The organism is Lysinibacillus sp. fkY74-1 (assembly GCF_053165895.1).
In genome coordinates this window covers 2,764,856-2,779,878 of the sequence record NZ_CP170173.1, presented here as the reverse complement: position 1 = coordinate 2,779,878, position 15,023 = coordinate 2,764,856, and the positions used below count along the sequence as shown (strand labels likewise).

Here is a 15,023-nt window from a genome sequence, read left to right as displayed (position 1 = left end):
ATGACGAACATTGACCATACGCCAATCGAATATACAACCTCAGCGAATAATATATTGCCACAATTTGTTGATCAACTGCGACAATTGTACGGTATTATTGTCCAAAATACATATGTGAAAGATACAGCTAAACATTTAAACCGTATTATTCAAGATGCAAATAACCAAACGATGATTTTAATCGTCGGAAAAGAACGAGTAGGCAAAACAACACTAGTTAACGGATTACTAGGACGTGAGGTACTATCTGTAAATGATCGACATCCGACAGGTGTCAATACATTTATTCGATATGGCGAACAAGAGGAGATTAAAGCCTATTTTTTAGATGGTGTTGTAGCCATATTTGATCTTAGCAAATTAGAGCTACTGACAACAGGTGATACGTTTGCTTCTCAGATTTTACGTGAACATTTGGATTACCTAGAAGTATATTTGAAAAATGATTTATTAAAATCTGTGACGATCATTGACTCTGTTTCCTTAGAAGCAGGGGGAGGTGAAATGGCCTATTTCTCTGAAGCACTTATGAACCGTGTAGATGAAATTTTCTGGGTTTTACGTGCCGGCTCTAGGGCAATAGATGCTGAGCTTTTATTAATGGATGCGTTAAATCATAAAGGAGTGGTACCTTTATGTGTCATCAATGGAATTGATGCTGATGAGCATGCAGATGCATTTATCATTTCAGAACAACAACGTATTGGCCATTTGATGAGTGATTTTATAGCTATTTCCGCAACAAATGCCCTGGTAGCTAAGCAAACGGACAACCTTGAGCTTTGGCAAAAAAGTCAATATGACCATTTAATAGCCCACATACATCGTGTGGCCGAAAATAGTGAAAAAAAAACCTATGCCATTTTAATTCGTTTCTTGCAATGGCTTGAACGGTTCCGCTTCGAATTAACTGTTATTCCACGACGTGACCCATTTCAATCTGCTGTTGAGAATATTGAAAAATATGCAGGCGATACCCAATTTGAGTTTTCTCGCTATCAGCGTGACTTAGCAATAGTTAAGGAATATGAGCAAGAATATGAGCAGGTGGCAAATACGTTTAAACATGTTCAAACCCTTTACCAGCTATTACAAACCATCTCACAACATGATTATTTACAAGATGATAAGGTAGAGACATTTACCGAAATCGCTGTTTACTATCAACAAATGTTACGAGAGTATCGTAATATGCACAGTGAATATTCAAGAGAATATGAGCGTTTAGATGCACAGCATAAAAAAATTCATGGTAAAGGGCTTATGAAAGCTATTTTTGGTCAGCATAACCAAAATGAATTTTTTAAAGAGCGTGTGCAAAAATTAAATGACCAACAAGTGGTTTGTGTCGCTCAATACGATAAAGTATTACAAGCAGAAGCTTCGATGTTACAAGCAGTTCGAGACATTCAGCCTTACTTAGTCAATTTAGTAAAGGAGCGTATGAGTCGTATTGAACAAAAAGTGCTTGAACTAAATCAACAACGAGCCAAAGAGAAGCGACAATTAAAGCGTTATGCTGATAAACTAAATGAATTTTCATGTTTAATTGAAGCACAGGGTTATATTAAGGAACATCTTCAACCCTTCTTAATACAGGAACAGATGCCATTGAAAACAAAGGATCTTGAAATGCTTGAAGAAACTGTGGAGGCTATTCTTAGCATTGATCTTTCAAAGAATGGCTTACTGGCACGTAGTCAAATGAATAATAAAATGGAAAGTATTGCTATTCCTTTTGATGTCGAGGAAATGTATCCGCAGCAAATGCTATCCTTACAAGAAGAAGATGTGAAATCGAACGATATTCCAGTAATACCAAATAAACTAGCCATACAATATGCAGACTAACTTCACAAAACGTTCTAAAAGAATGAATCTTTTAGGGCGTTTTTTTATGGAATGAAACATATCATTCCATTTGTACGTATAAATGGTAGGGAGGGATAATCATGATTGAAATTAAGGGACGTTATACGGAGGCTAAAATTTATGCTGAAACAGCATTACCATCCGCCATCGACCAAATTCAAGAATTGACAAATCAGGCGTTTATGACAGGCACAAAGGTACGTATTATGCCTGATTATCATGCAGGGAAGGGCTGTGTTATTGGCACGACCATTCACCTACAGGAGCGGGTTGTACCAAATCTGGTCGGTGTGGATGTGGGATGTGGTGTATTTGTAGCGCAATTAGATGTAACGACGGTTAATTATGAGAAACTCGATGCTATCATTCGAACGTATGTACCGAGTGGTCAAGAGGTTCATAAGGAACTATCGCCTGATCGACATTTTTTAGCGTTTGAAGGTAAACAGTTCAAAGCAACTGGCCTAAAGGATGAGTATACGAATCTATCATTAGGGACACTTGGTGGAGGCAATCATTTTATTGAATTGGCTAAGGATGAGGAGAATCAGTACTATTTACTGATTCATACTGGTTCACGTTATGTAGGGGCAAAAGTAGCAAACTGGCATCAAAAAAGGGCCTATGAAAATTTGCGTCAGCAAGATTTGACTGGAAAAATAGAGGACTTTAAACAACAGGGGCGAGAAAAGGAAATTCAAGCGATGATCCAAGCCTATAAAAAGAAACATCCTGCGGTTCCGAAAGAGTTAGCTTATTTAGAGGGCGAATATTTCCATGACTACATTCATGATATGAAAATCGCGCAGCAATTTGCGCAAATGAATCGTTGGACGATTGCTGAAACCATTGCAAAACATATGGATTGGCAGCTGATAGATACATTTGATACGATTCATAACTATATTGAGACGGAGACAATGACGCTACGTAAGGGAGCTGTCCGTGCCAATAAAGGAGAAATGCTTGTCATTCCTATGAATATGCGAGATGGATCACTTATTTGTATAGGGAAGGGCAATGCTGATTGGAATCATTCAGCACCACATGGAGCAGGACGTATGTACTCACGTCGTGCTGCTAAAAAAGCATTGAATATGGAAGATTTTAAAGAGACGATGCAGGGGATTTGGACAACGTCAGTCAATGAAGAAACATTAGATGAGGCACCAATGGCCTATAAGCCTATGGCAGAAATAACATCTGTCATTGGAGAAACAGTAGATATTATTAAGGTGATTAAACCTGTCTATAATTTCAAAGCAAGTGAGGCGGCAAAGCCTTATGAGAGAAAGTGACCCCCGAATTCCCTATAACTAGTAGACATATATGGTATAATATAGCTTTACAAAAACGAAGTGGGTGGTTTTTTTGGTCTCTTCAAAAGATGTGGCAAAGCATGCTGGTGTATCTCAAACAACCGTGTCAAGAGTGTTGAATACACCAGAGCTGGTAAAGCCAAAAACAGTTGAAAAAGTGATGAAAGCGATTGAGGACCTAAATTATATTCCAAATGATATAGCTAGATCGCTTGTTCAGAAAAAGACAGGCATTATCACATTAATATCAGGTCCTTTACACAATCCTTTTTTTGTGGATACGACGACAGCTATCGTTAATTATGTCAACGCCCGTGGCTATAAAGTTAATGTTTATTTTGGTACAGAAGATAATTTACACTCAATCTATAATGCAGTTTTAGAAACGAAGGCGGATGCCATTATATTGTCTTCCATGCTTTATCAAGACGATTTATTTTTTAAATTAGAAAAACTCGAAATCCCTTTTATTATGTTTAATCGTAAGCATCAAGAAAATAGACATTTTGTAGAAATTGATAATGTGCAAGCAGGATATCTTGCGGCCAATTATATTTTGTCTTTAGGGCATCAATCATTATGCTGGATTGGTGGTCCCCATCAAATGAGTACATTTTTTGGACGATACCAAGGATTTGAAAAGGCATTAAAGGATCATGGAATAAAAGCTAAATCCGTACCTACATTTTTTACCAATACGAATAAGGAAGATATCGAAAAGACTTTTGAGGAACTGTTAAAACTAGACAGAAAACCTACAGCAATTTGTGCAGCAACAGATGCCATCGCTATAGAAATTTTGAACCTTTGTTTAGAAAGAGGCTTTCAGGTTCCTAGGGATTTCAATGTAATTGGTATTGATAATGTGGAACTCAGTAAACATCATTCCATTGCTTTAACAACAGTTGGGATATCAACAGAAGAAAACCTGGGGTTTTTAGCGATTGAAAAATTATTTGAGGTCATGGAGAAAAAAAGTACTTGCATTCAGCAAACAGAGTCTGTTAAACTTTTCCCAAGAAATACAACGTGTAAAAAATGAACTGATTTTTAACATCAGTTTATTTTTTACACTAAAATGGTTACGTATTCATTTCTTTATTTTCAGAAATGAATACGTAACCATAACGAAAGGAGTGAGATAAGTCTTGAAAAGGGGCTTATGGATTCATGGAGAATGGAAGATGACGGCAGATTATATGGAGGTTCAAGCCCCGCATTCACAAGAGGTGATTGCACATTTTGCAATGGCCACTGAACAAGATGTACAGGAGGCCATTGCAAGTGCACAGGCAGCAGCGAAGAGCATGGCTTCCTTAACTGCTTTTCAACGAGCAGAAATTTTGGAGCATTTATCCACACTATTTTTGGAAAACCGAGAAGAGGCAGCTAGTATTATTTCACTAGAATCTGCAAAACCGCTCAAGTATGCCTACGCTGAAATTGACCGCACCATTGAAACCTATAAATTTGCCGCAGAGGAAGCCAAACGATTATCGGGCGAAATGATTCCGATGGACGCTTCTAAAAATGGGGAAGGGCGCTTTGGCTATACAATACGAGAGCCTATCGGCGTAATTGCAGCAATTACACCGTTTAATTTTCCACAAAATTTAGTTGCGCATAAAGTAGGTCCTGCTTTAGCGGCGGGCAATACAATTGTGCTAAAGCCAGCTACTCAAACGGCTTTATCTGCTCATTTTCTAGCAAAATTATTAGCACAAACTAATTTACCGGCTGGAGCTTTTAATCTAGTGACCGGGCAGGGAAAATTGGTAGGAGATGTATTTTTAGCACATCCTCATGTGAAAATGATAACGTTTACGGGAAGCCCTGCCGTAGGGATTTCATTACGAAACCGAGCAGGTTTAAAAAAGGTTACGTTAGAATTAGGCTCAAATGCAGGGGTGATTGTTGACGAAGGCGTTCAACTTGATCAGATTATGGACCGAATGATTATGGGAGCATTTTCAAATCAGGGTCAGGTATGCATTTCGTTGCAGCGAATATATGTAATGGAAAGTATGGTAAATGAGTTTTTAGACAAGCTCAGCGCTAAAGTAGCACAGTTAGTCATCGGCGATCCTCTTGATAAAACAACCGATGTAGCCATGATGATTTCAGCAGATGAACAACAACGAGCTCATGAGTGGATTGAAGAAGCGGTTGCTGAAGGGGCTAAAATCATTGCTGGTGGTTATATTGACAATCAGGTTTTAATGCCAACAGTGTTATCGAATGTTTCGTCATATAGCAAGGTATCCTGTGAGGAAATTTTTGCACCAGTTGTTATTGTGAATGCAGTAGCTACTATTGAGGAGGCAATAGAAGCTATTAATGATTCTCATTATGGACTACAGGCTGGTATTTTTACACCATCGATTGAGACAGCTTTTAAAGCGTCCAGAGCATTACAGGTAGGAGGCGTCCTTATTAATGACGTGCCAACTTACCGTGTAGATCATATGCCGTATGGTGGCGTGAAAGAAAGTGGCACAGGTCGTGAAGGCATTAAATATGCAATGGAAGAAATGACAGAAATGAAGCTCATTATTTGGAATAACCAATAATCACGAATGGAGATGGGAAACATGAAAATGATCAAACAACACCCAAAATTGTATGTAATGGACAACGGTACGATGCGAATGGATAAGAATTATATGATTGCCATGCACAATCCAGCAACAATCGATCATCCAAATCAACCAAATGAATTTGTAGAATTCCCTGTTTACACAGTACTTATCGATCATCCAGAGGGCAAAATTTTATTTGATACGGCGTGTAATCCAAATGCTATGGGGCCCGATGGACGTTGGGGGGAATTTACACAAAAAGCGTTCCCTATTAATATGCCAGAAGAATGCTATTTACATCATCGATTAGAAGAATTAAACGTTCGCCCTGAAGATATCAAATTTGTTGTGGCATCCCACTTGCATCTCGACCATGCAGGCTGCTTAGAATTATTTACGAATGCGACGATCATTGTGCAAGAAGATGAGTTTAACGGCACATTACAAACATATGCAAGAAATGTCAAAGACGGTGCCTATATTTGGGGAGACATTGATATGTGGATTAAAAATAATCTACAATGGCGTCTTATTAAACGTGGTGAAGATAATGTGAAGCTGGCAGAAGGTATTCAAGTATTAAATTTTGGTAGTGGACATGCTTGGGGGATGCTTGGTCTGCATATTCAGATGCCAGAATCAGGTGGAATTATTTTAGCGTCAGATGCCATCTACACAGCAGAAAGCTTTGGTCCACCTGTTAAGCCACCAGGCATTATTTATGATTCGGTTGGCTATAATTCAACAGTTGAACGCATTCGCCGACTTGCCAATGAAACGAATTCACAGGTTTGGTTTGGCCATGATCCTGTCCAATTTAAATCATTTAGAAAATCGACAGAAGGATATTATGAATAGATAGGAGTAGAGAGGCCATGCATAAATTAACCTTTACGCCTGTAAGCTATACAGGTTGGGGATGTTTAAATCAGCTTCTGCCTGAAGTAGAAAGATTGAAGGCTACAAATATTTTAATTGTCACAGACCCATTTTTAAAGGAATTAGGGCTAACAGATAAAGTTCAACAGCCCTTGCTTTCAAAAGGATATGCGACGACCATTTATACAGATATTGCCCCAGAGCCCCCACTTGCTATTGGAGAAAAACTAGTTGATTTTACTAGAAAACATCAATTTGATCTTGTCATCGGTTTAGGTGGAGGAAGTGCTCTTGATTTAGCTAAGCTTGCTGCTGTTTTAGCAGTCCATGATGGGAAAGTAGCGGATTATTTAAATTTAACAGGCACACAGGCGCTTGAACAAAAAGGATTACCTAAAATTTTAATCCCAACTACATCTGGAACAGGCTCAGAAGTGACAAATATTTCTGTCCTGTCCCTGGACACAACAAAAGACGTTGTGACACATGACTACTTATTGGCGGACAGTGCGATTGTAGACCCAGAGCTAACGATTTCATTACCACCAAAGGTAACAGCTGCAACGGGGGTTGATGCTTTAACACATGCCATTGAGGCATATGTTTCAGTCAATGCCAATGAAGTAACAGATTCCCTTGCATTGCAGGCCATTCGCTTAATCAGTGGCTCTATTCGTACAGCTGTACTGGAAGGGGAAAATAAGCAGGCGCGTTCAGATATGAGCTACGGTAGTTATTTAGCAGGATTAGCCTTCTTCAATGCTGGAGTAGCCGGTGTTCATGCGTTAGCCTATCCATTGGGAGGACAATTTCATATAGCTCATGGCGATTCCAACGCCGTACTATTACCCTATGTCATGGGGTATATTCGTCAAAGCTGTGAAAAACGAATGAAAGATATTTTAGATGCCATGGGTTTATCATCTGCCTACTTATCACAAGAAGAGGCTTCCTATAAATGTGTGGATGCCTTACAACAGCTCGTTCAAGATGTGAATATTCCTTCCACATTAAAGGGATTTGATATTCCAGAAGAAGCTTTAGAACAATTAACAGATGATGCAACAAAGCAAACAAGAATTTTAGCTCGAAGTCCGATGCCATTAGAACGAGAAGATATTTATGCTATTTATCGGGCTGCATTTGATGGAGAAGTTCGAGAACCCGATGCATCATAAAGAAGAAAAGACATGTTTCTTATAAAAAATAGCTATAGCTTTAGTATATCTAATGCCTAAAATAACAAAAGCTACGAAGTATCTTGGATGAAACTTCGTAGCCATTGTTATTTTTAGCTAAATTTTCCCATATATTATGCCTGTGCATCAGGCGTAAATGTACGCGTAGCTAATTCTGCATCTAGCATAAAGATAGCGTTGGAGTCGTTTTCGATACGTTCGATTTTACGAATTAATGTATCAAATGTAGATTCTTCCTCCACTTGCTCATCGATGAACCATTTTAAAAACGCCATCGTCGCATGCTCACGTTCATCTAAAGCGATATCTGATAAATTATAAATACGGCGCGTCACTTCTTTTTCATGAGAAAGAGCTGTTTTAAAGGCATCTAAAATCGATTCAAAATGATTGCCTGGGCTCTCAAAGCCTTGAATTGTTGCACGGTAGCCCATATCACTTAAGAAGTTATAAAACTTCATCGCATGGAAGCGTTCTTCTTCGGCTTGTACTAAAAAGAAGTTAGCGAAGCCATCGTAATCCTGGTCTGTGCAATAAGCCGCCATTGCCATGTAAGCATGAGCCGAGTAAAATTCAAAATTCATTTGTTCGTTAAGTGCTGTGTGTAGTTTTTCAGATAACATAAAAGTTTTCCTCCTTTTGCAGTAAATGCCTTCTTCACTAGTATACAGCGTTATTAGTTCTTCATACAAAAATTTTAAATTTCATGGGAAAATGTGCAAAACTTAATTGATATTAGTTCTCAATTAGAAAATTTATACTTCTTCCTATTTGTCGTATGTATAGTCAAGTGTTAGTTGGGTAGTGGGATAGGGCCACTAGTGAGGTAGCAAAGATGTGTAGATTTGTGGCATAGGAGAGGGACTGGCTATAAAATAAAATCTTACCCGTAAAGAAGAAAATCACCTCGACATAGGTCGTGGCGATTTTTTTCATCACTATTGTGCTTGAGTCTTTTGATTTTTGACCCCAACTAAGTAACCACCTAGGGCAATTGCTACTAGGACAATCCAGAATATCGCTTTCCAAATTGTAGAATGTGGGAACTCATGCGGAATAACCCCTAGTTTTTCATGTGCCAATGTTAGCACGGCTAATTTCACACCAACCCAACCAACGATTAGGAAGGCAGCCGTTTCCAATGAAGGGAATTTATCAAGAACTTTTACGAACCAACGAGCCGCAAATCGCATCATGATGACCCCAATAAGGCCACCTAAGAACATAACGGCGAATTGTCCTGCATTAATGCCACCAATATCAAAATCGCCGAGATGTGGTAATGTTACGGCAATAGCAACCGCAGCTAGGATAGAATCCACCGCGAACGCGATATCAGCAAGCTCCACTTTTACAACTGTCATCCAGAAGCCAGATTGTTTCTTCGGCTCTTGGATTTCTTCGGAGTTTTGGGATGCCTTCCGTGAATCATAAATATGCTTAATAGACATAAACAATAGATAAGCAGCACCTATTGCTTGGATCTGCCAGAAATTAACGAGCGTTGTAATAAGGAATAATGCGGCGAAGCGGAAAACAAACGCCCCCACTAATCCATATAATAAAGCTTTTTGTTGTTGTGCTTTTGGTAAATGCTTAACCATAACTGCCATTACGACTGCGTTGTCAGCTGCCAACAAACCTTCTAATACAATTAATACGACGAGTACCCATGCGTATTCTAAAATAATTGCCTCCAAATTTGTTTCCTCCTTTAATTGTTGAACAGAAATGAATGGTTGCTTCTAACATATTCTTCCCAATTTTAAGCAAAAGAAAAAGACCCCTGCCTAAAAAATAGGCAAAGGTCTTGCTAAGCAATTTACTGTTCGTTGCACAGAAAGTATTGTTCTGTGAGACAAATTATGCCATCACACCCGATGGTACGAAACCATGTAATGACGAATGTGAATCAGATGCTTCGATCGCATCTGCTAGCTACTCCCCTTTGACAATAAAGTCAAAAGCTATTCAATTCTTACACCAATCATAGCATGAGAAAAATTGAAAGTAAATAAAAATATACTGCTATGGAGAAAAAATACTTTTCCGTTACGTTTGCACAAATGGTACTATTAAAAGATAGGCGAAATTTTTACAACTTAGAAAGGAGACAAACATGTATAGAAAATTTTTTTCCTATTATAAACCGCATAAACGATTGTTTGTCATCGATTTTTCAAGTGCAATCATTGTAGCCATTTTAGAGCTTGCCTTTCCATTAGCCGTTCAGTGGTTTATTGATGAATTATTACCAACCGGCGATTGGGGCATGATTGTAAAAATAAGTGTATTATTGCTGCTAGTGTATGCAATAAGTACATTATTAAATTTTATCGTGAACTATTTAGGTCATAAATTGGGGACTAATATTGAGACAGATATGCGTCAGGAATTATTTACGCATGTACAAAGGCAATCATTCCGATTCTTTGATAATACTAAAACAGGTCATATAATGAGCCGCATTACTAATGATTTATTTGACATTGGGGAATTTGCCCATCACGGACCTGAGGATTTATTTATTGCCATTATGACCTTTGTTGGGGCCTTTGCCATAATGTTTAATGTGAATCCAACACTCGCTTTAATTGCAGCGATTATGGTGCCATTTTTAACATGGCTTGTGACATTTAGTAATATAAAAATGAACAATGCTTGGAAAACGATGTATGGCAAAATTGCTGATGTTAACGGACGTGTAGAGGATAGTGTATCCGGTGTCCGTGTTGTGAAATCCTTTACAAATGAAGATTTTGAAATTAAACGCTTTGAGGAGCAAAATGGATTTTTCCGTGCGGCTAAATTATATGCCTATAAAATAATGGCAGGAACTAACTCGACTATTTACATGATGACACGCCTCCTTACATTAATGGTGTTAGTGGTCGGCGCTTGGCTCAGCTTTAATGGGAAATTATCTTACGGGGAGCTAGTGAGCTTTGTTTTATATACCAATGTACTCATTAAACCAATAGATAAGATTAGTGCTTTATTAGAGCTTTATCCAAAGGGAATGGCTGGCTTCAAGCGATTCCGTGAATTAATTGAGCAGGAACCAGAAATTCAAGATCGTGAAAATGCGAAGGTTATTAACCATTTAGATGGTAATATTTCCTTCAACAATGTTCACTTCAATTACGATGCATCAAAACAGGTGTTAAAAGATATTTCATTTGATGTAAAGGCTGGACAAACCATTGCGTTTGTCGGTCCATCGGGTGCTGGTAAAACGACCATTTGTTCGTTAATTCCTCGCTTCTATGAAGTTTCAAAAGGTGCTATTTCGATTGATGGCATCGATATTCGCAATATGACCCAGGCTTCCTTACGATCTCAAATTGGTATTGTACAGCAGGATGTCTTCTTATTTACAGGGACAATTCGTGAGAATATTGCCTATGGAAAGCTAAACGCCAGTGAAGAAGAAATTCGCGAAGCGGCAAAAAAGGCCCATTTAGAAGCATTCATCGCAGAGCTACCAGAGGGGTATGATACGCAAATTGGGGAACGAGGCTTGAAATTATCCGGTGGACAAAAACAACGATTAGCCATTGCTCGTATGTTCCTGAAAAACCCACCAATTTTAATTTTAGATGAAGCGACTTCTGCGTTAGATACAGAAACAGAGATGATTATTCAGCAATCTTTATCAGAGCTAGCTGAAAACCGTACTACTTTAGTTATTGCCCATCGCCTGGCAACTATAAGGAACGCAGATCGGGTAATGGTCGTGACGCCAAAAGGTATTGAGGAAGATGGTACTTATGATGAGCTAGTGGCTCATAATGGTATTTTTGCTAAGCTCCATCACATCCAATTCCGTAAGGGACAAAACAAACAAAGCATTCAAAATGATTATGTAGAGATGACTTAAAGTTAATCAATTCAACAAAAGGCAGAAATGTGTGATAGCATTTCTGCCTTTTTCTGCTTTCATATACTTATCAAATAAATAAAATTGTACAAGGATTTTTTAGAAGAGGGGAGGAACTATTAGTAGTGAATAGTTAATGACAGATTAATAGATGGGGGTTAAGACATGGATAGACAAAGAAGTATAGGACTTACCAAAACCGTTGGATATCAAGTAGGGGTTAGAAAAACGTTCCCAATCTCACAACAGCAAGCATGGTCAATTATTACAGCAGAGGAAGGTTTGAATGCATGGTTTGGAGGAGGAGAAAATATAATTCTTGTACCTGGTTGTCAGTATCATACAAAGGCTGGAACTGGAGAAATTCGGATTGTCAAACCACTTCTGCAACTTCGATTTACTTGGCAAAAAGAGGGATGGCAACGACCTTCTACCGTACAAATTCGAATCCTCTCTAAAGAAAGTAATAAAACGACCATAAGTTTCCATCAGGAACATCTTTCCAATCAACAAGTGAGAGAAGAAATGAAGCGATATTGGGAAGCGATTTTAGAAACCATTGAAGTTAGCATACAAAAGATGTAGCCAAAAATACTAGCATCTCCTCAACATTTGAGGGGATGCTAGTTATTTTCTTGCTCTCTACTTTCTTCGTGATGGCCATTGGCTGTTCGGGTTGAATCCTGAGGTGCAAGGGCTTTATTACGCTCCGCGTAACCTTTTGGTGATAGGCGAAAAATAGATTTTTTGATGGTGGACCACCTTAAATCTGTCGCAAGGTTCATGTAAGAATAGCCGTAAATTCGAATATTGCACAAGTACAGAAGTGTCAAATATAAAGAAACAAAAAAGCCAAATAATCCGAAAAAGGCGCTTGCTAGGATGAAAGCAATACGTAATATACTGACTGATGTCACAAGTGATTGATTGACCAAGGTAAATGAAGCGATGGTAGAGATGGCGATAACAACAATCATTTCGGGGCTTGTTACACCTGCTCGAATTGCAGCATCTCCGATAATAATTCCACCTACAACACTGATGGTTCCACCAATAACTGAAGGAAGTCGTAACCCTGCTTCACGGAACAATTCAAACATCAGAAGCATTAGGAGCATCTCAAGTGAAGAAGGGAGAGGCAATCCAGCCTTGGCCTGTACAACGGTTGCTAGTAATTGTAATGGTAATTGATTTTGATGATAGGTTGTTAAAGCAAGCCAAAAGGCAGGTAGTAGCAACCCTATAAGAATACCGATTATCCGTAGTACTCGTTCTACAGAACTAAAAATGATCGGATACTCATTATCTTCGGCAGATTTCAATAATAAGAAAAGATTTACAGGTGTGATAATGCCATATGCGACACCATCTACGAAAATAATAAAGCGTCCCCTTGCTAATGCTTGGACGGCATAATCGGGTCGCCCAGTATAATCGAACTTTGGAAATAACTTTGAATTTTTATTAACACGTTCCATCAATAAATCACCACTAAAAACGATATCCGTATCGACCGCAGCTAGCTGTTTCTTAATACCGTGCAGAATATCCATATCTACAATATCTTCAAAGTATAAGATGGCCACAGTTGTTTTTGAGCGTTTTCCAAGTTCCACCTTTTCTACACAAAATGAATTGGTCGGTAATCGTTTTCTAATTAAAGCAATATTGACGCGGATATCTTCAATAAAGTTATCTCTGGGTCCTTTAACAAGAACCTCCATACGCGTTTCTTCCGGCTTACGATTAGGTTTTTTAGCGATATTGCTTGCATATAAAAGATTAGCTTCCTCAAAATACAGCAACAGGAAGCCACTATAAACTGATGAAATAAGCTGTTCCTTATCTTGGATTTTTTGAAGGCTTGGAATATGGAGATGCCTCGCTATATTTTCCTCAAAAGAAACTTCATCCAAATGATCATATAAATACTGAATCCGCTGAATAATAACGCCGTTCAGCATTTGTTGATCAATCATGGCATCACAAGTTATAAATTGTACCTTCTGTTCATTAAAGCTATATTCCTGAAATTGTATATCTGCGGATTTTTGAAATAGTTTTTTTATTGTATTTAAATCTAACTCATGCTCCTGCTGAGACATTATGATTCACCACTTTTCATGTCTTGTTTTTCAGTTTTCCCCTTTTTAGGAGATTTATCCGATAAGTAAGCAACGACAATGAAAAAAATAGATAATGCAAATAAAAAAATAAAAGTAGCACTTAAAATATAATGTCCCTTTACCTTTAAAAATAAGCTTTCATTTAACATAATTAACGGTAAACAAATGATGAAAAAGGGTGGAGCTAGCATTTGCCAAATACGCTTTGGATCACCAGTCATTTTTAATAAATCTACCACAATGTATAAAAGGAAACTTACACGAATGAAGGTCCCTGTTAGCCATTGGTAAATAGAGAAGAAGTCTAAATGCTCAATATAACGTCCGATGGTCACTAATCCCCATTCTTCATAAGCGGGATAACGTTGTTTCGCTGCTTCACTTGGCCCAAATTCAGTAATGGCTCCAATTAATGGACCTAATGTAAGACCAATTAAGATAGCCAGTATAATTGTGAAGTGATACCACCGAAGTCGTTCTTTAAATTGATGCTGTAAAAATAATAGCAATAATAGCTCTATAAACCCTGAAGCAGGAAAAATCATACCATGTAGAATGGGCTGAAAACCATGCTCAAAAAAGGGGCGCAACAAACTATAATCCTTTACTTGTATATTGGTAAAGGCAACAAAAAAGCCAAGGATGACAACGCCAAATAATACAAAAACATTGACAATAACAATGGTTTGTAAGCTAGTTGTCACTAGTAAAATGCAAAGAATGGTATAAACAAACAGTAATATTAGGACCGGTGTCTGTGGTAAAAACGTGGTATTTACCCATTGTAATGTTTCTACCATTGTAAAAGCTGCGATAATCAATAAAAAAATGGCAACAATATAGATGACTATAGAAGAAGCGACTTTTCCCACTTTTTCGTTGAGCCAGTCTCGAATAGGTTCTTGTTTTGATTTTTTTTGGATGTAAACTAATAAAAATAACCAAAAGAAAAGTATACCCCCAGAAAATAGTACAGAAAGCCAGCCATCTCTTTTGGCGGCATCTAGCAGTGGAGGAATAATAGTCACATGATTTTTTAAGCCAATAACGGTCATGGATAAGAAGATTACATGTAAAATACTGATGGATCCTACACTTTTCATGATGAAAACCCTCTAACATTGATTGATACATATAAGCTTAGACAAAAAACTGTAGCTTTATAAGCA

The 15,023-nt window shown here is 38.0% G+C and carries 12 protein-coding genes; 8 read left to right on the top strand and 4 right to left on the bottom strand.

Annotated elements, in window-relative coordinates; translation table 11 throughout:
- From ACE1MS_RS13610 to ACE1MS_RS13585, 6 genes are all read left to right on the top strand, one after another.
- Positions 1-1,851, top strand: coding sequence for a dynamin family protein (locus tag ACE1MS_RS13610; protein ID WP_012294937.1), 1,851 nt, complete (start codon positions 1-3; stop codon positions 1,849-1,851).
- Positions 1,852-1,952: 101 nt separating this feature from the next.
- The gene (locus ACE1MS_RS13605; protein WP_031416232.1) at positions 1,953-3,170 is read left to right on the top strand and encodes an RNA-splicing ligase RtcB; all 1,218 of its coding nucleotides are present in this window, start codon (positions 1,953-1,955) and stop codon (positions 3,168-3,170) included.
- A gap of 64 nt (positions 3,171-3,234) precedes the next feature.
- The gene (locus ACE1MS_RS13600) at positions 3,235-4,233 is read left to right on the top strand and encodes a LacI family DNA-binding transcriptional regulator (protein ID WP_012294935.1); all 999 of its coding nucleotides are present in this window, start codon (positions 3,235-3,237) and stop codon (positions 4,231-4,233) included.
- Between the two features lie 106 nt (positions 4,234-4,339).
- Positions 4,340-5,761, top strand: a complete 1,422-nt coding sequence (locus ACE1MS_RS13595) for an aldehyde dehydrogenase family protein (protein WP_012294934.1) — start codon at positions 4,340-4,342, stop codon at positions 5,759-5,761.
- 21 nt (positions 5,762-5,782) lie between these two features.
- Positions 5,783-6,628, top strand: coding sequence for an AhlS family quorum-quenching N-acyl homoserine lactonase (ahlS, locus tag ACE1MS_RS13590; RefSeq protein ID WP_373561624.1), 846 nt, complete (start codon positions 5,783-5,785; stop codon positions 6,626-6,628).
- A 17-nt stretch (positions 6,629-6,645) separates the two neighbouring features.
- Entirely contained in the window at positions 6,646-7,827 is a 1,182-nt protein-coding gene (locus ACE1MS_RS13585; protein WP_447402415.1) for an iron-containing alcohol dehydrogenase, read from the top strand.
- Between the two features lie 134 nt (positions 7,828-7,961).
- Here the strand turns inward: ACE1MS_RS13585 and ACE1MS_RS13580 are convergent, their stop codons facing one another.
- On the bottom strand, positions 7,962-8,471 hold the full coding sequence (locus ACE1MS_RS13580; RefSeq protein ID WP_031416225.1) for a ferritin: 510 nt from the start codon (positions 8,469-8,471) through the stop codon (positions 7,962-7,964).
- A 315-nt stretch (positions 8,472-8,786) separates the two neighbouring features.
- Positions 8,787-9,548, bottom strand: coding sequence for a TerC family protein (locus tag ACE1MS_RS13575; protein ID WP_031416224.1), 762 nt, complete (start codon positions 9,546-9,548; stop codon positions 8,787-8,789).
- A gap of 419 nt (positions 9,549-9,967) precedes the next feature.
- Between ACE1MS_RS13575 and ACE1MS_RS13570 the strand changes: the two genes are divergently transcribed.
- Together ACE1MS_RS13570 and ACE1MS_RS13565 are read left to right on the top strand one after the other, a co-directional pair.
- Complete coding sequence (locus ACE1MS_RS13570; protein WP_036162023.1) at positions 9,968-11,728, top strand: ABC transporter ATP-binding protein; 1,761 nt, start codon at positions 9,968-9,970, stop codon at positions 11,726-11,728.
- 165 nt (positions 11,729-11,893) lie between these two features.
- Entirely contained in the window at positions 11,894-12,313 is a 420-nt protein-coding gene (locus ACE1MS_RS13565; RefSeq protein ID WP_036164045.1) for an SRPBCC family protein, read from the top strand.
- Positions 12,314-12,351: 38 nt separating this feature from the next.
- Here the strand turns inward: ACE1MS_RS13565 and ACE1MS_RS13560 are convergent, their stop codons facing one another.
- Together ACE1MS_RS13560 and ACE1MS_RS13555 are read right to left on the bottom strand one after the other, a co-directional pair.
- On the bottom strand, positions 12,352-13,833 hold the full coding sequence (locus tag ACE1MS_RS13560) for a spore germination protein (protein WP_200990466.1): 1,482 nt from the start codon (positions 13,831-13,833) through the stop codon (positions 12,352-12,354).
- The gene (locus ACE1MS_RS13555) at positions 13,833-14,957 is read right to left on the bottom strand and encodes an endospore germination permease (RefSeq protein WP_200990465.1); all 1,125 of its coding nucleotides are present in this window, start codon (positions 14,955-14,957) and stop codon (positions 13,833-13,835) included. Before ACE1MS_RS13555 ends, ACE1MS_RS13560 begins: the two co-directional genes overlap by 1 nt.
- Positions 14,958-15,023 lie beyond the last annotated feature (66 nt).